The sequence below is a fragment of the Bacillus sp. YKCMOAS1 genome (assembly GCF_030268125.1).
GTDB classification, from domain to species: Bacteria; Bacillota; Bacilli; order Bacillales; family Bacillaceae; genus Bacillus; species Bacillus safensis.
Genome location: NZ_BSEI01000004.1, coordinates 219916 through 243813, shown reverse-complemented (window position 1 = coordinate 243813; position 23898 = coordinate 219916). Strand labels below are relative to the sequence as shown.

23 protein-coding genes, 1 tRNA gene and 2 pseudogenes are annotated in these 23898 nt (G+C 40.3%); 3 read left to right on the top strand and 23 right to left on the bottom strand.

All coding sequences use genetic code 11. The annotated features are described in order from the left end of the window. Positions 1-16: 16 nt before the first annotated feature. The 3 genes from dltB to QSJ46_RS13810 are packed head-to-tail and all read right to left on the bottom strand — an operon-like array spanning position 17 to position 2867. On the bottom strand, positions 17-1201 hold the full coding sequence (gene dltB / locus QSJ46_RS13820) for a D-alanyl-lipoteichoic acid biosynthesis protein DltB (RefSeq protein ID WP_059375721.1): 1185 nt from the start codon (positions 1199-1201) through the stop codon (positions 17-19). Then, positions 1198-2703, bottom strand: a complete 1506-nt coding sequence (gene dltA / locus QSJ46_RS13815) for a D-alanine--poly(phosphoribitol) ligase subunit DltA (RefSeq protein ID WP_212040087.1) — start codon at positions 2701-2703, stop codon at positions 1198-1200. The genes dltB and dltA overlap by 4 nt, the downstream gene beginning before the upstream one ends. 14 nt (positions 2704-2717) lie before the next feature. Beyond that, the gene (locus tag QSJ46_RS13810) at positions 2718-2867 is read right to left on the bottom strand and encodes a teichoic acid D-Ala incorporation-associated protein DltX (protein WP_024427820.1); all 150 of its coding nucleotides are present in this window, start codon (positions 2865-2867) and stop codon (positions 2718-2720) included. 333 nt (positions 2868-3200) lie between these two features. On the opposite strand from QSJ46_RS13810, the gene QSJ46_RS13805 reads away from it, so the two are divergent. Beyond that, positions 3201-3596 (top strand): VOC family protein, encoded by a 396-nt coding sequence (locus QSJ46_RS13805; protein WP_285604859.1) that lies wholly within the window; start codon positions 3201-3203, stop codon positions 3594-3596. Positions 3597-3994: 398 nt separating this feature from the next. Here the strand turns inward: QSJ46_RS13805 and QSJ46_RS13800 are convergent, their stop codons facing one another. The 14 genes and pseudogenes from QSJ46_RS13800 to QSJ46_RS13745 all read right to left on the bottom strand — a co-directional run bounded on the left by QSJ46_RS13800 (position 3995) and on the right by QSJ46_RS13745 (position 15832). Then, positions 3995-4906 carry a DUF2971 domain-containing protein gene (locus tag QSJ46_RS13800; protein ID WP_285604858.1) on the bottom strand — a complete coding sequence of 304 codons (912 nt, stop codon included), beginning with the start codon at positions 4904-4906 and terminating at the stop codon, positions 3995-3997. 715 nt (positions 4907-5621) lie between these two features. Next, positions 5622-5810: pseudogene (locus tag QSJ46_RS19605) on the bottom strand (DUF4241 domain-containing protein); the annotation flags it as partial. 24 nt (positions 5811-5834) lie between these two features. Next, positions 5835-5968, bottom strand: a pseudogene (locus tag QSJ46_RS19600) (DUF4241 domain-containing protein); the annotation flags it as partial. A 407-nt stretch (positions 5969-6375) separates the two neighbouring features. After that, complete coding sequence (locus tag QSJ46_RS13795; RefSeq protein WP_285604857.1) at positions 6376-7590, bottom strand: RES domain-containing protein; 1215 nt, start codon at positions 7588-7590, stop codon at positions 6376-6378. Between the two features lie 676 nt (positions 7591-8266). Continuing rightward, positions 8267-8340, bottom strand: a tRNA-Arg gene (locus QSJ46_RS13790). Between the two features lie 120 nt (positions 8341-8460). Beyond that, on the bottom strand, positions 8461-8985 hold the full coding sequence (locus tag QSJ46_RS13785) for a YfcE family phosphodiesterase (protein ID WP_039180464.1): 525 nt from the start codon (positions 8983-8985) through the stop codon (positions 8461-8463). Positions 8986-8999: 14 nt separating this feature from the next. After that, positions 9000-9602 (bottom strand): XTP/dITP diphosphatase, encoded by a 603-nt coding sequence (locus tag QSJ46_RS13780; RefSeq protein ID WP_162860205.1) that lies wholly within the window; start codon positions 9600-9602, stop codon positions 9000-9002. 10 nt (positions 9603-9612) lie between these two features. After that, on the bottom strand, positions 9613-10341 hold the full coding sequence (gene rph, locus QSJ46_RS13775; RefSeq protein WP_024427165.1) for a ribonuclease PH: 729 nt from the start codon (positions 10339-10341) through the stop codon (positions 9613-9615). A gap of 151 nt (positions 10342-10492) precedes the next feature. After that, positions 10493-11554 (bottom strand): GerMN domain-containing protein, encoded by a 1062-nt coding sequence (locus QSJ46_RS13770; protein ID WP_047202630.1) that lies wholly within the window; start codon positions 11552-11554, stop codon positions 10493-10495. Positions 11555-11654: 100 nt separating this feature from the next. Then, the gene (gene racE / locus QSJ46_RS13765) at positions 11655-12473 is read right to left on the bottom strand and encodes a glutamate racemase (protein ID WP_099663515.1); all 819 of its coding nucleotides are present in this window, start codon (positions 12471-12473) and stop codon (positions 11655-11657) included. Between the two features lie 7 nt (positions 12474-12480). Then, entirely contained in the window at positions 12481-12921 is a 441-nt protein-coding gene (locus tag QSJ46_RS13760; RefSeq protein WP_024423206.1) for a MarR family winged helix-turn-helix transcriptional regulator, read from the bottom strand. Positions 12922-13070: 149 nt separating this feature from the next. After that, a complete protein-coding gene (gene gerE, locus QSJ46_RS13755) occupies positions 13071-13295 on the bottom strand; it encodes a spore germination transcription factor GerE (RefSeq protein WP_003184172.1) in 225 nt (74 codons plus the stop codon). A gap of 206 nt (positions 13296-13501) precedes the next feature. Continuing rightward, positions 13502-14818: a CitMHS family transporter gene (locus QSJ46_RS13750; RefSeq protein WP_107163497.1), complete on the bottom strand. Its 1317-nt coding sequence runs from the start codon at positions 14816-14818 to the stop codon at positions 13502-13504. A 153-nt stretch (positions 14819-14971) separates the two neighbouring features. Then, positions 14972-15832 carry a LysR family transcriptional regulator gene (locus QSJ46_RS13745; protein WP_024423208.1) on the bottom strand — a complete coding sequence of 287 codons (861 nt, stop codon included), beginning with the start codon at positions 15830-15832 and terminating at the stop codon, positions 14972-14974. Between the two features lie 135 nt (positions 15833-15967). Between QSJ46_RS13745 and QSJ46_RS13740 the strand changes: the two genes are divergently transcribed. Continuing rightward, positions 15968-17098: a 2-methylaconitate cis-trans isomerase PrpF family protein gene (locus QSJ46_RS13740; RefSeq protein ID WP_285604856.1), complete on the top strand. Its 1131-nt coding sequence runs from the start codon at positions 15968-15970 to the stop codon at positions 17096-17098. 27 nt (positions 17099-17125) lie between these two features. Here the strand turns inward: QSJ46_RS13740 and QSJ46_RS13735 are convergent, their stop codons facing one another. The 5 genes from QSJ46_RS13735 to QSJ46_RS13715 all read right to left on the bottom strand — a co-directional run bounded on the left by QSJ46_RS13735 (position 17126) and on the right by QSJ46_RS13715 (position 21679). Then, complete coding sequence (locus tag QSJ46_RS13735; RefSeq protein WP_285604855.1) at positions 17126-17845, bottom strand: biotin--[acetyl-CoA-carboxylase] ligase; 720 nt, start codon at positions 17843-17845, stop codon at positions 17126-17128. Positions 17846-17923: 78 nt separating this feature from the next. Beyond that, complete coding sequence (locus tag QSJ46_RS13730; RefSeq protein WP_039180479.1) at positions 17924-18385, bottom strand: acyl-CoA thioesterase; 462 nt, start codon at positions 18383-18385, stop codon at positions 17924-17926. 121 nt (positions 18386-18506) lie between these two features. Beyond that, positions 18507-19271, bottom strand: a complete 765-nt coding sequence (gene sdhB, locus QSJ46_RS13725; RefSeq protein ID WP_047202633.1) for a succinate dehydrogenase iron-sulfur subunit — start codon at positions 19269-19271, stop codon at positions 18507-18509. A 1-nt stretch (position 19272) separates the two neighbouring features. Then, positions 19273-21033, bottom strand: coding sequence for a succinate dehydrogenase flavoprotein subunit (gene sdhA, locus QSJ46_RS13720; protein ID WP_039180483.1), 1761 nt, complete (start codon positions 21031-21033; stop codon positions 19273-19275). 37 nt (positions 21034-21070) lie between these two features. Further along, a complete protein-coding gene (locus QSJ46_RS13715; protein WP_039180486.1) occupies positions 21071-21679 on the bottom strand; it encodes a succinate dehydrogenase cytochrome b558 subunit in 609 nt (202 codons plus the stop codon). 283 nt (positions 21680-21962) lie between these two features. Between QSJ46_RS13715 and QSJ46_RS13710 the strand changes: the two genes are divergently transcribed. Continuing rightward, a complete protein-coding gene (locus tag QSJ46_RS13710; RefSeq protein ID WP_024423214.1) occupies positions 21963-22406 on the top strand; it encodes a YslB family protein in 444 nt (147 codons plus the stop codon). Between the two features lie 154 nt (positions 22407-22560). Here QSJ46_RS13710 and QSJ46_RS13705 read toward each other — a convergent pair whose 3' ends face one another. Further along, a complete protein-coding gene (locus QSJ46_RS13705) occupies positions 22561-23796 on the bottom strand; it encodes an aspartate kinase (protein ID WP_212043769.1) in 1236 nt (411 codons plus the stop codon). Positions 23797-23898: the final 102 nt, after the last annotated feature.

Sequence of the window (23898 nt, the reverse complement as noted above, 5' to 3'; positions counted from 1 at the left end):
TCTACTCCCTTAATCATTAATGATGAAATGGTTTTCCTGAAAAAATATAAAATCCGAAACAAATCACATGGAATGTAATAATGATAGACACAACCATTGTGACCTTATTATCCGGCCACCACTTGTGCTTTTTATTCCATTTCTCAAATAAATTGTAACCGGACATAACAACTGCATGATATAGTCCGTAAATAATATATTGAAGGGCAAGACCATGCCAAGCACCCATCAATAGAAAGAGGACAAAGTACCCGATATTTGATACAGCCATACGGTTCTTGATCCACTTCTTTTTGGTCATAAAGAACACAAATCTCATAAACACGTAGTCTCTGAACCAGAAGGACAGGGACATGTGCCAGCGATTCCAGAAGTCTTTAATATTGCGGCTGATAAACGGTTTATTAAAGTTCTCTGGCGATTTAATGCCCATAATATAACTCACACCTACAGCAAATGCTGTATATCCAGCAAAGTCAAAGAACAAATACATGCTGTAAGCATACATATACGTTAACTGCTGAACAAAGTGACTGCTGCTAATGTGATGAATATTCATCAGAATATACGTGTGAATCAGATAACCAATAATGAACTTATATAAGAAGCCAATGAAAATTTTATGAATACCGGAATACAGAAGATCACTGTATGCTTCCTTTTCAGGCGGTGTATCCATATCTTTTTCAAATCGGCGGTAACGGTCAATCGGACCTGATGAAATCGTCGGGAAAAAGACAATGAAATAGACCAAACGATGAATCGGAATTTTCTTCTTAATCAAGCCGTCTCTTGTCTCGATAATTAACTGAACACCTTTAAATGTTAAGTACGAGATCCCCAAAAAGCTCAGCCAGTTAATTGGCGGCGGCTGGTGCGGGTGATGAGTTAAAAAGAACGGTAATACCTTTGACAGCACAAGCGGCAAAATTGATGCCACCACTGCTGCATAGAAAACGGATGCCTGATTCGCCTTTAACCGGTATGCAAGGTACAGGCGAATGATTAAGACTTGCCACACCGTGAACAAGAAGAGCAGCAGTGCGCCATGTGCATCCTTTGAGAAAATAAGCGCGAGTGCCACAACCGTTGCAAACATGTTGTAGCCCTGCATTCTTTTGCCGCGAAGACCAAGAATGATTGTCGGCAAAAGAAGAATACCAATTAGAATGAAGAAAAAGAATGAACTAAACGGAATCATAGAAGAACCTCTTTCGCAATTCTCTTACGGTCAACCTTCCCGTTTGGCGTCATGTACAGCTGCTCCAGATAGACAAACTTTCTTGGAATCATGTACGCTGGCAGTGAATCCGCCATTTCTTTCTTAATCGCACTTGTCAGCTGATACTCTTTTTCAAATGAATGAGCTGCTGGAACAATCGCTGCAATCAAGTACTCGACATGACCGTTTGGCTGGAATGGCACAATCACACAAGCATTGACATAGGTTGTCTCGCTTACATGATATTCAATTTCTTCAAGCTCCATCCGGTATCCATGAAGCTTAATTTGATAGTCGAGACGACCGTGGCACGTAATTAATCCATCCTGCGCCACACCTGCGTCACCTGTGCGGTAAGCAGGGCGTCCTTCGTATTCAAAGAACACTTTATCCGTTAAGGCTTGTTCACCTAAGTAGCCTCTCGTAACGCTTGGCCCCACGATGACAATTTCGCCTTTCTCACCATCAGAAAGTGTCTTGCCTTCTTCATCTAAAATGACGATATCTGTATCAGGTTTGGCATAGCCGACTGGTAAAGAATCGTGCTGATCAAGAATCTCCTGCGTGACTTCAATCGATGTGATCGCAACAGTTGCTTCAGTTGGACCATACGTATTAAAGACCTGCGCCTTTGGAAAACGCTCCAGAAGTGCACTTGCTACAGCTACAGGAAGCGCCTCACCGCAGAACAAGAAAACTTTCAGCTCTGGTAAAAGCTCTCCTGTAAAGGAAGGGTCCATTAAGCACATTTGCACAAAGGATGGTGTTGATGTCCACACTTCAACGTCAGATTGACCAAGTGCTGCAAACATATCCTTTGGCTTATTGACAAGATCTTTTACTAAACAGTAAAGCGTGCCGCCTGATTGAAGCGCTGGATAGAGATCCATCACTGATAAGTCAAAAGAAAATGGTGCTTGATTTAAGAATGTGCGTCCCTCACCAATTGGGAAGTCGCGGCACATCCACTCTGTAAAGCTTTCTAAATTATTGGCTGTTACCTGAACGCCTTTCGGTTTTCCGGTACTGCCAGACGTATAAATAATGTAGAAAACATCATCTTGTTGAACCCACTGCGTGGCTGGCGGTGCTTCTTTTTCAAGTGCTAAAAGCGATGCCGCACTCTTCACTTCAATGTGCTCTTCTACATCTAATACATTCTGCTCATTTGCACATATCAATAGACTGGCTTTTGAGCTTTCAATGATTGAGACGATGCGCTCGACAGGTATCGAGATGTCGACCGGAATATAAGGTCTGCCTGATTTCACACTGCCTAAGAAAGAAATCAGCATCTCTGGCTCCATATGACCGTAGACAATGACAGGTTCACTGCCAGCTGCGACTGCATCGATCGCACCAGCCATTTGGTCTGATAAATGCCAAAGCTCATCATATGTGATCGACGCCTGTTGAGAAACAAATGCTGGCTGTGTTGGTTTCGTTTGCTGGTATTCATGAATCGTGTGTAATAGTTTCATAGTTTAATCTCCAATTAAAAATCGTTGTAAATGAATGATCCCGTATTTGCTGTGTGGAATCCGTAAATAAAGAACAATAATAGCAAAATAAGTAAGTAAAAGCTTGTATATCCTATCCATTTTACAGACTTATTTTCTGATAGCTTTTTGAATAGCATATTGATAACCTCTTTTCTTTTGACACTTATAGAGACGCATGGATCATCAAAAGAGTTTCATATCAAACCATAAAATTTTTAAGAATTGCTAAAAAAATGTCGAACCTTGGAATGTCTCTTTTGAGCAAAGCTGTCTTATTGTAACAAAGATTTAATACATTTGAAATGAAATCCGAGCTTAAATTTGCCTTAAAATTGCTGAAAGCTGTTGATAAGCAGCATATTCTTCTTTAGATTTATTCATTAACTGCTAAACAATGAAATAGAGTTCCTTATTCATCTGAATTAAGTTACATTAAATCATATAATAATTAATCTTCTAAATGGAGGGCTCATCTATTGTCAAAAGGACTTATCCATCATATTGAACTAAATGTTTCGAATTTAAAGAATTCGATTATTTTTTGGGGGTGGTTTTTAGAGGAGTTAGGCTACGAGCCGTATCAAACCTGGGAAAGCGGTCGAAGTTGGAAATTGGGAGAAACTTATATCGTTTTCGTACAAACGGAGGAACGATTTATGGACATACCCTATCATAGACGCAGGACAGGTCTAAACCACCTGGCTTTTCATGCCAGTTCCCGGCAGCAAGTAGATGATATGACTGAAAAGTTTAAAAGCATGGGGGTTAAAATTCTTTATGCCCATACACACCCCTTCGCAGGCGGCGATAAACATTACGCTGTTTATTTTGAAGATCCTGATAGAATGAAAGTTGAATTGGTGGCACCTTGAATTGAATTAAGAAAGGCTGTATCGACTTTTAACATTCGCAATCCATTTAACAAAAAAGAAGAGCGATTAAATTTAAGTAGCCGTGCTCTTCTTTATGTTTCAATATATTTATTACTCATTATCTATTTCATGTGAATCTGTTTAAAATTAATTTCATAATAACTAAACGTATATATCCCTAAATCTTATGTAATATCCATATATATTGTTCTCCAAATAGACTACCAATAATCCATTTCTATAATTATGGCCAACTACGGGCTTTTAGTCATATCGAATGCGCTTGACATTTTCCCTTTCAAACAAATCATTCTCAAATAAGTGGTCACTGCTCAAAAAGTGAACCTATACTTAAGATAGGATTCAAAACTTATTTATAGCAAAATAAATTAGTACTATTAAAATCGATATGGAATTCGTGATTTCTTGATCTCATCAGGGGAAATATCAATTTCTTTTAATTCGAGAAATTTACGAAGCCCCTCTAAATTAATATCCATATTGTTCTTTGGTCCAATAGTAACACCAGAAACTACATCTTTATGGAATTTCCTTTCAATATAAGGAATAAAAGTTCCACTAGATATTCTACATTGGTAAGTTTCATCATTTCCAACTGTATGCAAAGCAATTCTAAACTCTTCTTCTTGAGCAAAGCACTCATCTTTAAAAAAAATAGAAACCATATGTATTAGCTCTAAAGCAGAAGATAAATGTATTAAGGTATTCGACACTTCATCCGTCACTTCATCATTCTTTAAAATATTGAGTACTTTTTTTAATAATGATTTCAAAATAGTTTTTTGATCATCAATATCATAATTTACATAAGAAGCCAGCAAATAAGTATTAGTATCTTTGAAACTCTTGACTAAGTTTTCATAATCAAACATAATACAATATCCATCATTTTGTGAATAATTTGACCATAGTAAATTTGAATCTGGATTAATACAAAATGAAAGAGAGTAGTAATTCTTTTTATTCTGAACAAAATACATATCGATTAATAATTCATATATATTCATAATCATTTTAGTTCTAATCTCATTTAAACCTTCCTCTTTACATAAAGAAAGCAAAATTTCTTGGCTTAAATTAAATGTATACTTAATTTCTGTCTTGTCATTTAAAAAATCAATATGAGAAATCCAAAATGAGTTATTTTCTAGAATTCCCTTAAAACCATATATATCTGTGTAATGATATATCTTACGAGGTGGTTTTTTTTTAGATAATATCGGCCTCATGCTTCTTTGAAAGAATTCACTGTATTCATGTGCATGAGCACCTCTTGTTATTACTTTCAATATATTCACTCCTAAAATTATTGTCCTAATTATTTAATATATCTTATTTGGAAAATTCGGTAAATATTTAAGTGGAGGCACTATTATCAACCTTACAGCAATTCAATAAACAGCTTAAATCTTTACTATAAAAAGACACCCAGTTAATTTGGATGCCTGCATAAACTTTTTTGTGTATCTAATGACTCAGGAAGCATTTTCTTTTCTGCTTTTGCCCCAATGAAGACAAAATCAATCCAACCCCCACATCGACCTTCCACTCAGCAATGGTCAGATACTTCGTTTTTCTCTGATAGCGTCCCATATGATTCCTTAATATTTTCAGTAGTCAGAACAAATTTTGTTAGTGTTTCGGCGATGATATACATTTCCTCGATTATTTCTCTTAAATCGGAAAGCACTGTTAACTTCCCTCGAATAATTTAAAATTATAAAATTTATATATTTATTATACTCTATTATACAAAAATTAGGTAGTCCTATTTCACAACTGACAAAGTTAATGACATTGGCATTTGATCAACAAACTTCATATCATTCTTTAGTGCTTTTAACTTTTTATCAATAAGAAGAATATTTTTTCGAATATCCATCAACATTTATCCAAAAAAACGGTTTCTTATTGCAAGTCGGCCAACACTTTATCCTTTTCACTATTTTTTGCTGCTAATACTCTATAATCAGAGAACAATAAAAAAGTTGCATGGGTTTCTCATCAGTTCATTATAAAAAAATCCGTCACAAGGCAAGCGGGTTCTTCGCTTCCATCTAGCCCCCAAAAGCTTGGATACATCCCGTCGCCGAAGCCTGTTGTAAACATAGCAATGTCCACCTTGTCATGAAAACGGGTGACGAGCCAGTTCCATGTGTGCTTGTAGTTTTGCTCAAGCACTTCTGCAAATTCCTCGCAAAGATAGTAGAAATCATTGTCCTCGCATAGGCTACGCGTTCGTCTCTACTTTCTAACTGCTTAATTACAAGTAGAATAGGATATTTCCCTTGAGCAACCTTCCTCGTAAAAGATTGGTCACCTTCTGAAACAAAAGGATCACAGGCAACGATAGACTGCTCGTGATCTCGATATGGCCTAACTGTTTAGCAAATAACCGATCACCTTCACTTCTGGGCTTCTTTTGTTCTTTCCATTTTCAAAAATTAAGTTTGTTGGATCGATGTTGTTTCTTGCGTTAGCCGTGAGACTGATAACTTAGCCAAGGACTCCTTTCGCCTAAACGTATGACTTACGTACACGAAAAACCCGCTACTAATACGTCTATGCCATCGTTTGATTCAACGGACACTATACGCATCAATAACGGGCAAATACGCCTCAGGAGAGATTCGAACTCCCGATCCACAACTTAGAAGGAGTATGGTTAGAATGCTTCGTATTTTATACGCTACCTATTATTAATAAAATGAAAAGGTTTATACCTATTACTTCTCCACAAGTATTTTATAACGAATATCTAAGAAATATCATAATTTGATTTAAAATTAATACTATCGATTTCTCCTTTTACATTAAATGTAAAATCATTCGGGTTAAAAAAAGCAAAGTTATAATAACCCAAGTCACTAGCACCTTCATACTTAATCCCATCGAATCCAATCTCAATACAGCAAATTGCAATAAAGTTAGTAATTAGATAACCTTTCCTAACATTTGTACTTTCTTGGTTTTCTGCTGATAAAAAGCCTTCAAATCCTGTAAATATTCTATCAATATCTAATAAATATAATTTCCTACAATTATTAAAAGTAGCTACATCTGTAACTTCGTTCTTTTTCGGTTCAATTTCATAAGGAATCCCCTTCATATCATTTGTGCAATATAATACGGAAATACCTACTGGATTATATCTGCCATGTGAAGTGTCTCCTTTAGGCGGATTCCACATTGTCTCTTGACTATGTTTCTTTTTATCTTTCCCCCTATTTCGACCTCTAAATAACTCCAAACCACGTTCTAATATAAAATAATCTTCTTGCGAGTAAATATTCTCTAATGTTCGATATATTTTTTTTCCAATTTCATGTTTATAAGCCAAAAGAGGTTTTTCAAATAGATAATCCTCAAATTCCTTTAATTTTGAAGACTCGATATTAATTTCATATTTCTTGGCAATTTCTGAAAAAGAGTCCTCATCAAATCCCCAAAAGGAATTAATTTCTTCTCTTGTATATATTTTATCAAGAGATTCGAAACTTCCATTATCAGGATCATTTTTTGGATCGTAGCCTGTCCCATAGTTGCAGTTTGGACATATTATGTTATCTAAAATTAGATCAAAATACTCTTCAAACACACCATTTTCACTCAAGAAGTCATATACATGCTCTCCTATATGTAAAAAGTTAAGCTCCTCTTTCTCATACTTATAAGAAGTGTATTCTATTTCTTGGCCTTCAGAACAGTAAGAGCAGTATTCAATTTTCTCAGATAGAATTTCACCGGCCTTTTCCGCAACTATTCTCATTAGTACTTCCTTTGAACCTTCATCAATTACATAGCATTCCGTTGGTAACAATTCTTCCTCACACTTTGTACAATAATATTCGCCTTCTTCTGCATATCCAACAATATAAATAGGAGGAGATTCATTTAAATCATCAACTTCTATATTTAATGCTTCCATTTGTTCGTCTACATTAAAACAATTTAAACAAATTACTTCCTGCATTTTTCCCACCTCAGTTTTTAAGTTTAAAAACACCTCAACAACTGCCCTAATGTCAATTCTAATCCCAACATATACCTACTATCAATGTGAATAAAACACCTTTATTTTATATAACATATGAGACTCTTGTCACTTAATGCTTTCATTAATCGTAATATTCATAATTCTTTATAAAATTAAAATCACATCTAAGTACTCTTGATTATTAGAATGATTTCACGGTTCTAAAAAATTATGACTCACTTCAAGGAAACGTCCTTCCGTAACACCACATAATCTACACTTCTTTTTATTCAAAAAACTGACTCGAATATCCACTCTATGCTGAATATTCGTTACGCTTTGAAAATACTATACATGAAGTGCGTAATCTCTTATGGTACGCTTGTTTCTATTACCGCTAACTTTCATCTGCCTTGTAATGACGTCAAGTTACATTTGAAATCATGATAAAGTCACTTAATACAGCTGATTAATCAATATTTGGTATTGAACGGTAGAGCAAGAAACAGATAATTCCTCAAATAGTCGTATCTTTTTAGGTCATAAAAAAAACCCCTATCGTTAGTAATACAGGGTGATATACGGTATAATTCCTTAAATAACCGTTATACTGACCGTTTCACTAAACGATATAAGAGGTTGATTTGACGGGCTTTAGCACCCGATTTATTAACGTCCCAGGAGAGATTCGAACTCCCGACCGACGGCTTAGAAGGCCGTTGCTCTATCCTGCTGAGCTACTGGGACATGTTGTTATGTAGTGTGCTGTGGTGTATTACCTCAGCGACAAGATTTATTATATTACTATTGTTCTTTAAAGTCAACGGTTTTTCGAAAGTTTTTTCATAAGGGGCAAATGCTGCACCCTTATGAAATACCTTCCAATGTGACAGTGTTTTCGAGGTCTTGTATGACCTGACCTTCGTCCGTGAAAAACTGTACGTTTGCTTCGCTTCCATCTAGTGTCAGTATAGCATAGCTGCGCTCTTTTCGCACTCTTGGCAAGTGTACGCTGCCAGGGTTAATGAGGAGTTTTCCTCTTAGTAGTTCACTGCCCGGGATGTGCGAGTGACCAAAGCAGATAATGTCTGCGCCTAGCTCTTCTGCACGGTAGTAGACTTGAAGTAAGGATTGTTTGATGCCATGCAGATGTCCGTGAGTGAGAAATAGTTTTCCGCCTCCATCAAGTGGGAGCAGGAGCTCTTCTTCAAAATCGCCCATAAAGTCACAATTTCCTTTGACGACTTTGTATCCTTCGAGTGCTGGGTGGTTCGTTTCGAGTTCTGAATCTCCGCAGTGGATCATCATGTCGACTTCAGCCTCATGCCGTTTGGCAATGGTTTGAAGTTCGTCTGTGAGTCCATGACTGTCACTAATAATGAGTATCTTCATGGCTTCATTCCCCCTTATTCATTTGCGTCTAGCAGTGATGAAAGCTTTTGAAGCGCGACCGCTCGATGGCTGATCTTGTTTTTCTCCTCTGGTGATAACTCGGCCATCGTCTGGTCTTTGTCTTTGACGATGAAAATTGGGTCGTATCCGAAGCCATTTTCGCCGATTGGTTTTTCTGCAATGAAGCCTTCTACTGATCCTTCTACCGTTTTTGTTTCTTTTCCCGGTATGCTGACAGCAAGGGCACATCTGAATCTGGCTGTGCGGTCTTCTTTTTCAATGCCTTGAAGTTCGCTCAGCACTTTTTCCACATTCTCCGCATCATCTTTATGCTCACCTGCGTATCTCGCTGAATACACGCCAGGTTTCCCGCCTAGATAATCAATCGACAGACCGGAATCGTCTGCAATGACCATTTCACCTGCTTTGGCTTGAATGGCCTCCGCTTTGATGATGGCATTTTCTTCGAAGGTTTGTCCTGTTTCTTCAATCTCTTCAGTAAAGCCAATGTCTGCTAGTGTTTTGACCGTGAATCCTTTTGGCTCAAGAATGGCTTTGAATTCTTTCGCTTTGCCCGCATTGTGCGTTGCAATGATGGCTGTTTTCATCCTGATCAAACCCTTCTCTTTATTCGATGACTTCTCCTGTTACTGCTTTTTGCTTTTCGATTAATTCTTTGATGCCCTTTTCGGCTAAATCAAGCAGTCCGTTTAGCTGTTCTCTTGAGAATGTCGCTTCTTCACCTGTGCCTTGAAGTTCAACAAAACGGCCAGCGCCTGTCATGATGACATTCATATCTACTTCAGCAGAAGAATCTTCTTCATAGTTTAAATCTAACAGAAGACCTTGCTGAGAATCAATTCCGACGGATATCGCCGCTAAATAATCAGTAATCGGGTTTTCTTTGATGACCCCTTCAGCTCGTAGCTTTTGAATCGCGAGTGTCATGGCAACAAAAGCACCTGTGATGGACGCTGTGCGTGTACCACCGTCTGCTTGAATGACATCACAATCAATCCAAATCGTGCGTTCGCCAAGCTTTTCTAAGTCAACGACTGCGCGGAGTGCTCGTCCAATTAAACGCTGAATCTCCATCGTACGTCCTGTGACTTTTCCTTTAGATGATTCTCTTATCGTTCTTTGTGCAGTTGCTCTTGGAAGCATGCTATATTCTGCTGTAATCCAGCCTTTTCCTTCTCCTCTTAAAAAAGGAGGTACGCGGTCTTCGATCGATGCGTTACAAATCACCTTCGTATTTCCCGCTGAGATTAAGACAGAGCCTTCTGGGTGCGTGATGTAGCCTGCCTCTATTTCAATTTTTCTCAATTCGTCATATTGTCTTTCATCTAATCTCATGTTTTACCTCCGTTACGATATACATTCCGCGCGTATGCCAGCGGGGTTCTCCTACTAACTTTGACAACCTCGGCTTGTTCTAACCGCTCGGAATAAAAAAGAGGCAGCGAATATGCATGCCTCTTTTTCTCCATTATATCAATGTGTGACGTTAAAAACTACCTGTATTCACTTGTTCTGGTCGTGAAACCGGCTTTGTGAGCTCTGCTCCTTTTTCGTTCACAAGCTCAGCCTTGCCATTGACCTTAACAGATACGCTTTTGACGTCCGGCAGCTCGGTTAATGTGAGCACAATGCTATTAAGAACTTTTTGTGAAATCACCTTTTTCTTTTCATCTGCACTACCAAAAATAGATTCGTTGAAATCAAGTGTCACATGTCCATCTTTTACTTTTGGTACATCATTCAGCTTCACATCTTGATCAAAGTCTGTAAGAAGATGGCTTTTTTTGCTTGGTCCGGAAACGAGCTCATCAATTGCTGCTATAATCGGATCATCCTCGTCTTTTGGTGCTCTTGTGGTGACCGGAACGTAGTATGTCTGTTCATCAGATTCAGCTAAATAGTAGACAGTAACAGGCTTTGTTGAAGTCATATCAGCGGCAGCCTCGTGCTGGATATTAATCCCGTCTTCTCTGCTTAAATCATCTGAGATAGGTGTACCGTTCACAGGCATTTCTTTTAGTTCATGTCCATTCATCTTCAATTTGACTTTGGCTATGGAATCAAACTGTGTTAACGTCCAAGTAACAGATTGCAGGATTCGCTGTTCGTCTTCTTTTTTATAGTTTTTAAATTCATTTGAAAAATCCACAATCGCCGTTCCATCTTTAATATCGACAGATACGCTCGTGTCCGCAGGCAACACTGCTCTGAATCCATTCGGCATTAAGTTAGAAATAGGTCCCCCGTCCACGAGATATTCAAGGGTTTGTTTGGCACTTCCTTCATTTTTCGGCAGCGGAATGGATTGAGATACGACATACCCGTTTTTATCAATTAAATATAATTCTCTCATGACTGTATCTGCCTGCTTCTCTTCTTTTCCTTCTTTGGATGTTTGTTTATCTTCTTTATTTTCTTTCACATATGTGACGTTTTGTGGTGGATCAATCTCTGTTTTCGCTTGGTCTGTTTGAAACAATCCGCATCCTGACAAAAGCATGGCTGACGCGATACACGTAACAGCTGCTGTAGATCCTTTTTTCAGCATACTTCACCCTCCTCTAGTAGTTTGTACTACTATGTATACGAGCTCCCCCCGAGGATTAGACCCTTTTCATAAAAAAATAACCCGCTTCAAGTAGAAGGGGTTATTGCTGATAGATGTGTTCAAGTGACACGGTTTCGACCTTTCCTGGCAGGTAGCCAAACCAGTCACGAGCGATGTTTTGGAAATTTTGCTGCTGTCCTGTTGTGTAAAATGTATGGACAGGTGCTTCTTTAGAGGTATTTAACAGCCCTTTATATGAAAGAATCGTACTCGCTTCTCTCGCTGTCTCATCCCCTGATGAAATGATGTTTACTTCACTGCCCATAAAGCGCTGAATCGGCTCTTTTAAAATCGGATAGTGTGTGCAGCCCAGAATAAGTGTATCAATCCCTGTTTCTTTCATTGGTTCAAGGGAGTCTTTCACCACTGCCTCTGCTGTCTGATCTAAAAAAGTACCGCTTTCCACAAATGGGACAAGGAGTGGACACGCCAGGCTTTGAACCGTTAGACCTGCTTTTAGTGACAGCAGCGCTTCTTTGTATGCCTCGCTTTTGATCGTATTGACTGTGCCAATAACGCCAATGTGCTGGTTGTTTGTCACCTTGATCGCTGTACGGGCGCCGGGCTGAATGACACCAATGACCGGAATATCAAGCGTTGCTTTGATTTCGTCCAGTGCAATCGCCGTTGCTGTGTTGCACGCAATGACGAGCATTTTAATATGGTGATGTTTTAATAAGTAGTGCGCCATTTCCCATGTATATTGAAGAACCTCTTCTTCTTTACGAGGGCCATATGGACATCGTTTTGTATCACCTACATAAATGATGTTTTCTTTTGGCAGTTGTCTCATGATTTCCTTTGCAACGGTTAAACCGCCGACGCCGGAATCAATGACGCCGATTGGTTGATCCAACAAAATCGCCTCATTTTCTTTTCATTTGCTGCTGTAGTTTCGTTAAGGATTGGTTGAAAACGATGGCTTCTTCTTCTGAGAAAGCCCCTAGAAGTTCACTGACGTATTCTTGGCGTTTAGCAATCACTTCTTGAATGATCCTCTCGCCTTCAGGCAATAAATGAATGCGAACCACGCGGCGATCAGATGGATCTTTCACCCGTTCGACAAGTTCACTTTTTTCCATTCTATCAATTAAATCAGTGGTTGTGCTGCAAGCCAAATACATCTTTTGTGACAGCTCACCTATTGTCATATCTCCGAATTCATAAAGCCACTGAAGCCCGATGAATTGTGGAGGTGTAATCGTATATTGATTCAGGATTTCTCTGCCTTTTTGCTTAATAATTGCAGCAATGTGGCGCAATGATTTTTCAATCTCTGCAACATGGCCAGACTCATTCGTTTCCATTTTATTGATACCTCACTATAGCATCTCACTTTGATTAAAACGTACATGTCTATTTTCCTCGTTTTTCAAAGAAAATGCAAGAAGAGACTCATGGAAACCATATAGAAATAACCGGTTCCTTCCCGATATGGAAGGAAAACCGGCTGACTTTAGAGCTCTAGCTCACCCATACGCAGAAGCTCGACTACGGCCTGTGAGCGGCCTTTAACTCCTAGCTTTTGCATGGCATTCGAAATATGATTTCGAACAGTCTTTTCGCTAATAAAAAGCTCGCTTGCAATTTCTTTTGTTGTTTTATCTTGGACGAGCAATTCGAATACTTCTCTTTCTCTTTTGGTTAATAGCGGCTTGGATTGAAACTCTTTCTCCTTCAAGTATTGTAACCCTCCTTGCTAAGGTGAGAGCTCTAGTCTCTATAGAATGGGATTCTGTATAGTCGAGATATCATATGCCGGGTACCTGAGGTAGGTGACGTTAAAATCAAGAAATCCCGCATATCAGCGTCCAATTTACTGCGCTTTCAGCCACGCAAAAAAGGACGAGTCTCCTCACCGAGACATCGTCCTTTTTTGCGTGGTATTTAAAAGATTGTAATGGCGCCTGTTAACAATGCAATAAGTGTTGTAAAAAGGGCAGTTAACACGGTCCATAGGAGTGCGTATTTTTGCAAATCACCAATATCTTTGTTCAGCATACCAACAAGCAGCAGCGTTGAAGCCACAAGTGGGCTCAGTAAGTGGACAGGCTGTCCTATGATAGAAGCACGTGCAATCTCCACCGGATCAATCCCGTAAGCTGCGCCGGCTTCAGCCAAGATTGGCAGCACCCCGAAATAGTAAGCATCATTTGAAAGAATAAATGTAAATGGCATACTCGTCAAAGCCACAATTAGCGGGAAAAATGAGCTGTAGGAATCTGGAATCATGTAAATGACCAAATGGGCAATGGCCTCAACCATCTTTGTTCCTGAGAAGATCCCTGTGAAAATTCCTGCTGCAAATACAAGTGTGATAACCGTTAATGCGTTTCCTGCATGAGATAAAATTCGCTCACGCTGATCTTCAACCTTTGGATAGTTAATCATGAGAGCGATGACAAATCCAATTAAGAAAAGTACAGGAATTGGGATGATATCCATGACTAGTGTGACCATGACAGCAATTGTAAGGAAGAAGTTAATCCAAATCAGATTCGGCCTTTTGATATCGGCTACTCCATCCTCAATTGACGCAGCCAATTCAGGAGAAATGGACGGCTCTTCTTTGTACTGAATTTCTGCAATCCCAATTCGTTTTCTTTCTTTTTTCCCAAGAATATAAGCAGTAAAAAGTATAAAAAGACCGCCTCCAACCATCGTTGGGAGTAATGGAATGAAAAATTCGCCTGCATCTAATCCAAGCGCCGCGATGGCACGAGTAGCTGGGCCGCCCCATGGCGTCATTCCGCTCATAATTCCTAATGATAATAATGAAATTGTTCCTAAAATTAATGGGTTCATCCCAATTCTTAAGAAAAGTGGCAGCATAGCTGATACGGTAATCATATACGTTGTTGTTCCATCACCATCTAAAGCAACAAGCATAGACAAAATCGCTACCCCAAAAGCAATTTTGACAGGATCACCTTTTACAATACGTAGAATGAGTTTAATCAGAGGATCAAACAATCCAGCATCCAGCATGACACCGAAGAATAAAATCGCAAATAACAATAAAGCAGCTGATGGTGCAACAGTTTTCAGTCCATCAAGCATCATGTCCCCTAATCCTTTGTTAAAGCCACCGATCAATGCAAATATGATAGGTACAACGGTTAGAGCCACCACCGGATGCATACGTTTAGTCATAATGAGAAATGTAAATGTCAAGACCATCAAGATCCCTAAAATAGCTAGCACTTTATATCCCTCCATCCTCTTCTTTACATGATCTGCAAGCGCCCCCTTGCACTTGCGATCTATATGTTAGCGCTTTCTATTTCAAGGATATAATAGCTTTTTTTATAATGAAAATATCGATTTTTTCGTATATTCAATAAATTTCTTTTATAATCAACCTTGCTGATTTCTTAAAAACTCAATGAACGCTTTCACAACAGACAAATGAAGTGAGTCTGGCTGGTACATGAGCCATGTATCTCTTAAAACAGGCTGTCCATCTTTATACGAAAGACCTTTTACAAATAACTCATCACTTGGTCTGAGGCAAATTTCTGGGACAATGGCATAGCCTAAACCATGCTTCACCATCTCTTTTGATGTATCCTGACGGTCTGTCTCCATCGTGACAAGCGGAGGCATTGTGAATGTTTCCTGCCACCATCTGTTAATCAGCCGTTTCAATGAACTGTCTGTATGATAGTCAATGAGCGGCAGATTCGGGAGATCCTTTAGCTGGATTTCTGATTTTGAAATGATGCAAAGACGCTCTTTATCGAGCAAAAAACGCTCTCCATTCCAGTCATAATCGCCTCTTAAAATCCCTAAATGCACACTTGATGTTCCTAATAAATCCATTACCTTTGTGCTCCAGCCTGTGTTGACCATAAATTGAACATGTGGATACTGCTTAGAAAATTCTTTTAATATTTCTGGCAGTTTATACTGGGCAAAGTTACTTGAGACCCCTAACCGGATCGTCCCTTTGACCTTTTTTTGCATATTGAGCATGCCATCTTTTGTTTGCTGCAGCTGTTTGAGCATGTCATTTGCATATTTAGCCAAGTATTCGCCCTCTGATGTAAATTCAATTCCTCGTTTTCTTTTAAAGAAAAGCTTCATATCAAACTCCTCTTCAAGCTGTTTCAAACGATAGCTTAAGGCAGGCTGAGAGACAAATAATTTTTCTGCCGCTTTTGTGATGTTCTTTTCTTCATAAAGTACCTTTAAAAACCGCCAATCTTTTTCATCCATTGTTTGTCCTCCTTTTTTACTAATTATAAAATAATTTTATTGATTTCTCTTAAAATAATGTATTTAACTTATTTCTTATTATACTTTACCATTTTGGTTAGATAAACAGTTTATTAAAAATTGAGGGTGAGAGTAATGAGAAAAGTTCCAATCACAATCATGCGAGGCGGTACAAGCAAAGGGGTATTCATTCACGCGAACAATGCACCATATGAACACGATGAGCTCGAAGCATTTCTATTAGACATTATGGGCAGCCCTGATCGGCTGCAGGTCGATGGAATCGGCGGCGGTAATTCTTTAACAAGCAAAGTGGCGATCATCGATAAAGCCACACGCCCGGATGTGGATGTGAACTATACATTTGCACAAGTCAGCATTAATGAGAGATATGTCGACTTTAAAGGAAACTGCGGGAACATCTCATCAGCCGTTGGGCCGTATGCGATCATTAAAGGACTTGTTCAAGCGGTTGAGCCCATTACGACTGTACGTATCCTCAATACCAATACAAATAAAGTCATTACGGCAGAGGTCGAGGTCGAAAATGGAGAAGTAAAATTTGAAGGACAGGCAGAAATTCCAGGCGTAAAAGGAACTGGTTCTCCCATTTATTTATCCTTTGAGAAACCTGAAGGCGCTGTCACAGGTAAAACCTTTCCGACTGGAAACAAAATTGATACGATTCAAACAAAGTTTGGGGAGATTCCAATCTCGATCGTTGACATTGCAAATCCAATTGCCTTTATTCGCGCGAAAGATATTCAATTAAAAGGAACTGAATTGCCTGAAGAGTTTACAGACGAATTACTGGATAATTTAGAAGAAATTCGTTCCCTTGCTGCTGAAATGTGTCATTTTGCACCAAAAGAAATGGCCACATTACAGTCTCCAGCTGTTCCAAAGCTTGCGCTCATTAGTGAGCCTACTGATTATGTAGATACAAATGGAATCTTGAGACGAGCAGAAGATATGGACATCATCGTTCGTATGCTATCGATGCAACGACCGCACCAAGCACTTGCCATTACCGGCTCTGTCTGCGTGACAGCCAGCTGTTTCTTAGATGAAACGCTTCCTTCTCAGCTGTTTCAAGGAAAAGATGACACCCTTCGAATTGGGCATCCTGCTGGTATTATGCAAACTGAAATTGACATCTCTGAAAACAGAGTCAAAGTTATTCGAACCGCAAGAGAAATTCTAGACGGAGTTGTCTTCACAAAACAAGACTATGTGATTCAGCCTCAGATTAAAAGAGAAGCTTAAAGCAGACGATGCTCTCGTCTGCTTTTTTTAATGCTGTAGCGGTGCATCTATATCTCCGGCAGAATGAGCTTTTATCTGCCCTTTCTCATCTTTTAGCTGGAGATGACCGTTGTGGTTGACCCCGCAGCAAATACCCTCTTCCCATGTTTGTTTTTCACGGTCTAACGAAATCCGCAGCGGTTTATGAAGACGATATAACCGTTTGTTGTAGAGGGCAGTGAGTGCTTCAAACCCTTCATTCTTCCAGCGTGTATAATATTTTTCAAAAGCAGCTGCAAGTCCCTTCACAAGCTGATCGGCATTCACCTCTGTAAGCTCTGATAGGCAAATGGTTTTGTACGGAACATGCTCCGGCTTTGTCTTCACATTGATGCCAACACCAATATAAATGGCTGTACGGTCCGCTTCAATCAATGTGCCTGATACCTTTGCTTCATTGATGAGAATATCGTTTGGCCATTTAATCGCCAGCTGATCCTCAGCCCTTATGAGAGGTTTAAGTACATCGTAGATCGCTAGTGCCGTCAGCGGAGCAATCGTTGACTGGGTGGAGAGTTCTTCTGGCGGTAAAACTGTCATGGTCACAGCGACATTTCCTGCAGGCGTTTCCCACGGCCTGCCCAGCCTGCCTCTTCCTGCTGTCTGCTGATGTGCATAGACAGCAAATGAAGGTTTTTCTCCTTGCTGAATGAGCCTTTTCGCTTCATTATTTGTACTATCAATGGTGTCATATTGAAAAATCTTCATGTGTTCTCCTTTTGTTTCTTCTTGATATGGTCTTTTTATTATAACAAAATGAAGCTTACACGTTGATGAGGCTGCATACTACCCATTTCGCTGAGCTTGAAATGTCTCTTTTTCTTCCTCTGTAAATGGGACAGGCGCGCCTGTTTCTTTATTAATTTGGACCATCGTGACTGAGCCTGTAAAGCATGGTTCCTGCTGCTCGTTTTCTCCTAAATAATGAAGAATAAGTGAGCTTGACCCAACTTTTTCCGGCTTTACATACACACGAAGCCGCTCCCCTATCTCCACCTGTTTGATGTAATCACATTGCAGGTTTGCCACGACTGTAATCGTCTCTTTCACACGTTTCATTCGTTTATCCACAATTCCTGTTTTTTGAAAAAAGGCAATCCGTGCTTCTTCAAAATACACAAATGGGGTGACATTGTTCATATGGCCGAACATATCCGTTTCTGAAAAACGGACAGTCGTTTCGACATAAAATCGAAAGGATGCCCTCCACTCTTCAAACGGTTCCTCAATATATGACGGAAGTCTCACTTTATCATCTCCTTATTCATCAATAAACGCCTCTCCCATATTGGAAGAGGCGTTTATTCTGTGTTCCACCCAGCCTCTTGTAAACACTCATCATGATTGGCAAAGAGGACTGAATGTGCTGTTATTCTGCGTGATCGCTTCCGAAGAAGTTACGGAAAGCTTGTAATGTTGTATCTCGGTTAAGTGCTGCAATTGATGTTGTCAGCGGGATTCCTTTCGGACACGCCTGCACACAGTTTTGAGAGTTCCCGCAGTTCGCAAGACCGCCGTCTCCCATAATTTCTTCTAGACGGTCAGACTTATTCATCGCACCTGTCGGATGTGCGTTAAATAGACGAACTTGTGAAAGCGGTGCAGGGCCCATAAAGGAAGACTTATCATTCACGTTTGGACAAGCTTCAAGGCAGACACCACATGTCATACATTTAGAAAGCTCATACGCCCATTGACGTTTTTTCTCAGGCATTCTTGGTCCAGGTCCAAGATCATATGTGCCATCGATTGGCACCCATGCTTTTACTTTTTTCAAGGAGTTGAACATACGGCTTCTATCAACCTGCAAGTCTCTCACGACCGGGAATGTCTTCATCGGCTGAAGACGGATCGGCTGATCTAACTTATCAATCAGGGCTGTACATGACTGGCGCGGTTTTCCATTAATGACCATAGAGCAAGCTCCGCACACCTCTTCAAGACAGTTCATATCCCAGTTGATCGCCGTTGTTTTTTCACCTTGTTTATTGACCGGGTTACGTCTAATTTCCATGAGTGCAGAAATGACGTTCATATTCGGACGGTAAGGGATTTCGAATTCCTCATCATAAGACTTTCCATCTGCTGTATCTTGACGTGTGATTATGAAATGAATTGTGTTTTTTTCACTCATCTTATTTCTCCACCTTTTTCTTCGAGTAATCTCGTTTACGAGGTGCAATTAACGATACATCGACGTCCTCATAGTGGAATGCAGGCTTTTGATTTTTCCCTTTGAACGTAGCCATCGTTGTTTTAAGGAATTCTTCATCGTTTCTTTCTGGGAATTCCGGTTTATAGTGTGCGCCTCGGCTTTCATTCCGGTTATATGCCCCGATCGTAATGACTCTTGCCAGCTGAAGCATGTTGTCAAGCTGACGCGTGAAGGCAGCGCCTTGGTTGCTCCATGATGCGGTATCGTTGATGTTGATCTTCTTGTAGCGCTCCATTAGTTCTTCGATCTTCTGATCTGTTTTTAAGAGTTTGTCATTGTAACGAACCACTGTAACGTTATCCGTCATCCATTCTCCAAGCTCTTTATGAAGCACGTACGCATTTTCTGTACCATCCATGCTGAGGATGTTGTCCCATTTCTCCTGCTCTTTCTTCACGGCACTGTCAAATGTTGCAGAAGAAAGGTCTTCCGCAGACTTCTCAAGACCGCTAATGTACTTCACCGCATTTGGTCCAGCGACCATTCCGCCGTAAATCGCAGAAAGAAGTGAGTTTGCACCAAGCCTGTTTCCGCCGTGCATCGAGTAATCACATTCTCCGGCAGCGAACAGACCTTTGATATTCGTCATTTGATCATAATCGACCCATAATCCGCCCATTGAGTAATGAACAGCTGGGAAGATTTTCATCGGCAGCTTACGCGGGTCATCACCCATGAATTTTTCATAGATTTCAATGATTCCGCCAAGCTTAATATCAAGCTCTTTTGGATCTTTATGAGAAAGATCGAGATATACCATGTTCTCTCCGTTGATGCCAAGCTTTTGCTCGACACATACGTCAAAGATTTCACGCGTTGCGATGTCACGCGGTACAAGGTTCCCGTATGCTGGGTATTTTTCTTCAAGGAAGTACCAAGGCTTCCCGTCTTTATATGTCCAAACTCGTCCGCCTTCACCACGAGCCGATTCACTCATGAGACGAAGCTTGTCATCTCCTGGAATCGCTGTCGGGTGAATTTGAATGAATTCTCCATTTGCATAATGCGCACCTTGCTGATAAACGATAGATGCAGCAGACCCAGTGTTAATCATGGAGTTCGTTGATTTACCGAACACGATTCCAGGGCCGCCTGTTGCCATGATAACCGCATCTGAACGGAAGGATTGAATTTCCATTGTCGTTAAGTTCTGTGCGACAATCCCGCGGCATACTTCCTCGTCATCTAAAACAGCGCCAAGGAATTCCCAGCCTTCATATTTTGTGACAAGTCCTGCTACTTCATAGCGGCGAACCTGCTCATCCAGTGCGTATAATAGCTGCTGGCCTGTTGTAGCTCCAGCAAACGCTGTACGGTGGTGCTGTGTTCCCCCGAAGCGGCGGAAGTCCAATAATCCCTCTGGTGTTCTATTAAACATAACACCCATACGATCAAGTAAGTGGATAATGGACGGCGCTGCTTCACACATTGCCTTTACTGGCGGCTGGTTGGCTAAGAAATCTCCGCCGTATACCGTGTCATCAAAATGCTCATAAGGTGAATCCCCTTCACCTTTTGTATTGACCGCTCCATTGATTCCGCCCTGTGCACATACAGAATGCGAACGTTTCACAGGTACGATTGAAAATAGTTGAACAGCTGTTCCCGCTTCTGCTGCTTTAATAGTTGCCATGAGACCAGCTAAGCCGCCTCCGACAACGATGATGCTAGAATTACTCATTGTAGCCCCTCTCCCTCTTCTACTAATCTATTTCCTCTTAAACAAAAGCGAAAATTGCTCTTAGCCCTACATATGAAAGCGCTATAAATATACCTAATGTCACAAATGTGGAGATTCTTTGTGAGCGTGGTGAAACCGTAATTCCCCAGCTGACAGCAAATGACCACAAGCCATTAGCAAAGTGGAAAATAGTAGATAAAACGCCGACAATATAGAAACCTAGCATAAATGGAGAGCTTAAAATATTCGCCATCATGTCGTAGTTGACTTCAGCTCCAAGTTGAGCTTGAATGCGTGTTTCCCATACGTGCCAAGTGATAAAAATCAATGTGATGATACCTGAAACCCTTTGCAGTCTGAACAACCAGTTTCTTAAGTAACTGAAGCGAGACGTGTTGTTTTGTGCCGTAAAGGCTATGTACACCCCATAAACAGCATGATAGATCAGTGGTAAGAAAATCACGAACAGCTCAAGTGCATATCTGAAAGGAAGCTGTTCCATAAAGTGTGCAGCTTTGTTAAACGCTTCTGGTCCATCCGTCGCAAAGTGGTTAATCACTAAGTGCTGTACTAAAAATAGACCGACCGGAATGACGCCAAGCAAAGAATGCAATCTCCGATAAAAAAATTCTTTGTTCCCCGACATTACTTTACCCCCTAGTAAAAAAAGTGCAATTGCTTGAAAATTGTCTTACCCCCGCTTCTTTCAATTGTAAGCACTTTATTCAAATTTATTGACAATTTCATTTTACTCCTATGTCAAAAAAGCGTCAAGAAACCGCGTACATAAATTAAAATTTTCCGAAATTTAAAAGTTTTAAATCAAAATTCGTTTTATTACAATAAGAATTTCTTAGACTTCAGGGAAAACTCTGTCATCATATGCCCACATAAGCTATAATAAATTGTTGAAAGAGGGGAGCCGTACAATGAATAAATTCGAATCTAACTTAGAACAGCTAAAAGAAATTGAAGTCAATGGATTTGCCTACGAGCTGATACGCGAAGTTCTGCTGCCAGATATTCTTGGTCAGGACCATTCATCTATGATGTATTTTGCGGGTAAACTGCTTGCTCGTAAATTTCCTCAAGAGTCATGGGAAAAGATCCCCGAATTTTTCCATGATGCCGGATGGGGGACTCTCACAATGGTCCATTCGAAAAAACAGGAAATTGAGTTTGAGCTCGAAGGTCCACTAGTATCCAATCGACTCACCTATCAAAAGGAGCCATGCTTTCAGATGGAAGCCGGTTTTATTGCTGAACAAATTCAGCTTCTTAATGAGCACGTAGCTGAATCCTATGAACAAGTGAAAAAGCGTGCTGAGAAAGTCATTTTAACCGTTAAATGGGATTTAAGAGACCCTAGCTAATCCTCTTGGTAAAAGGCGCGGACTTCAGGTCACGCCTTTTTTATCTGTCTACATCTATCATAGCATACTTAATGAATGGGTTTACGTCCGTTTCAGCCGATTCCATATAGAAAAAAGAGGCGCTCCTCTTTCATGAGGTCACCTCTTTACCTTTTTAAGAGTGAGCAGCTGCGCTCACCTTTGATAAATCAAACGCATCATGCAGCGCTTCAACTGCTTTGACCATATCATCACGGCCGACCACTGTTGAGACTTTGATTTCAGACGTACTGACCATTTTCACTTGAATATCTTTTTGCGCTAACACAGCGAACATTTCAGCGGCTACGCCTGGGTTAGAGACCATTCCAGATCCCACGATGGATACTTTCGCTAATTTGCTTTCTGTCTCAATCTGCTCGTAGCCAAGCGCCCCTTTATATTCTTCTAATACTTCAACTGTTTTGGACAAATCATCCGTTTTCACAGAGAAAGAGATCGACGTCTGATTGGTGCTTGTGACAGACTGAATGATGATATCAACATTGATATTCTGTTTCGCAAGCGTCGTAAAAATGGTCGATAATGTTGTTAGACCGCTTGAAAGCCCGCACACTGTCACACGTGTAATCTGATCTTCAAACGCAATGCCTCTGACGACTAAATTTTGTTCCATGGATGATTCCTCCTCAATTAACGTACCCGATTCATTTTCAATACTAGAACGGACTTCTAACGGGACTTGATAATTTTTCGCAAATTCAACAGCTCTTGGATGCAGGACCCCAGCTCCTAAATTAGCCAGCTCAAGCATCTCATCGTATGAAATACCTGCAAGTTTCCGCGCAGATGGTACATAACGCGGATCTGTCGTAAACACACCTGGTACATCTGTGTAAATATCACATTTATCAGCTTTTAGGGCGGCAGCCAGTGCCACAGCAGTCGTATCTGATCCTCCGCGTCCAAGTGTTGTGATATGTAAGTCATCTGCAATTCCTTGGAAGCCTGCCACAACAACGACTTTCCCCGCACTTAATTCCTCTTTTATTCTTGCTTCATCAATGTCCACGATTCTTGCATTTCCGTGTACATGCTCTGTTTTCATACCAGCCTGCCAGCCTGTAAAGGAAATGGCATCATAGCCTCTTGCTTGGAGCGCCATCGCTAATAATGAAATGGTCACCTGTTCACCAGTTGCGAGCAGCATATCCATTTCTCTTTTGCTTGGATCGTCTGTAAGTTCTTTCGCTAGGTCTACTAGAACATCTGTTGATTTACCCATCGCTGATACAACCACAACCACATCATGTCCTGCCTCGCGTTCAGCGATCACTCTCTCTGCGGCATTGCGAATTTTTTCTGCTGACCCAACGGAAGTTCCGCCAAATTTTTGTACAATTAGTCCCATGTCTACCATCCTTTTTCCAAAAGTTCACGTGTGAGAGAAGAGGCTGCTTTGGAGACTGTCCGCTCACTGCAAATAAAAAAGCAATGAGAGAACAAATCTCCC

Coding starts and splice junctions, on each gene's coding strand:
- dltB (WP_059375721.1), bottom strand. CDS start 1,201: ATGATTCCGTTTAGTTCATTCTTTTTCTTCATTCTAATTGGTATTCTT.
- dltA (WP_212040087.1), bottom strand. CDS start 2,703: ATGAAACTATTACACACGATTCATGAATACCAGCAAACGAAACCAACA.
- QSJ46_RS13795 (WP_285604857.1), bottom strand. CDS start 7,590: ATGCAGGAAGTAATTTGTTTAAATTGTTTTAATGTAGACGAACAAATG.
- QSJ46_RS13785 (WP_039180464.1), bottom strand. CDS start 8,985: ATGAAGATACTCATTATTAGTGACAGTCATGGACTCACAGACGAACTT.
- rph (WP_024427165.1), bottom strand. CDS start 10,341: ATGAGATTAGATGAAAGACAATATGACGAATTGAGAAAAATTGAAATA.
- QSJ46_RS13770 (WP_047202630.1), bottom strand. CDS start 11,554: ATGCTGAAAAAAGGATCTACAGCAGCTGTTACGTGTATCGCGTCAGCC.
- QSJ46_RS13760 (WP_024423206.1), bottom strand. CDS start 12,921: ATGGAAACGAATGAGTCTGGCCATGTTGCAGAGATTGAAAAATCATTG.
- QSJ46_RS13745 (WP_024423208.1), bottom strand. CDS start 15,832: ATGGATGAAAAAGATTGGCGGTTTTTAAAGGTACTTTATGAAGAAAAG.
- QSJ46_RS13740 (WP_285604856.1), top strand. CDS start 15,968: ATGAGAAAAGTTCCAATCACAATCATGCGAGGCGGTACAAGCAAAGGG.
- QSJ46_RS13735 (WP_285604855.1), bottom strand. CDS start 17,845: ATGAAGATTTTTCAATATGACACCATTGATAGTACAAATAATGAAGCG.
- sdhB (WP_047202633.1), bottom strand. CDS start 19,271: ATGAGTGAAAAAAACACAATTCATTTCATAATCACACGTCAAGATACA.
- sdhA (WP_039180483.1), bottom strand. CDS start 21,033: ATGAGTAATTCTAGCATCATCGTTGTCGGAGGCGGCTTAGCTGGTCTC.
- QSJ46_RS13715 (WP_039180486.1), bottom strand. CDS start 21,679: ATGTCGGGGAACAAAGAATTTTTTTATCGGAGATTGCATTCTTTGCTT.
- QSJ46_RS13710 (WP_024423214.1), top strand. CDS start 21,963: ATGAATAAATTCGAATCTAACTTAGAACAGCTAAAAGAAATTGAAGTC.
- QSJ46_RS13705 (WP_212043769.1), bottom strand. CDS start 23,796: ATGGGACTAATTGTACAAAAATTTGGCGGAACTTCCGTTGGGTCAGCA.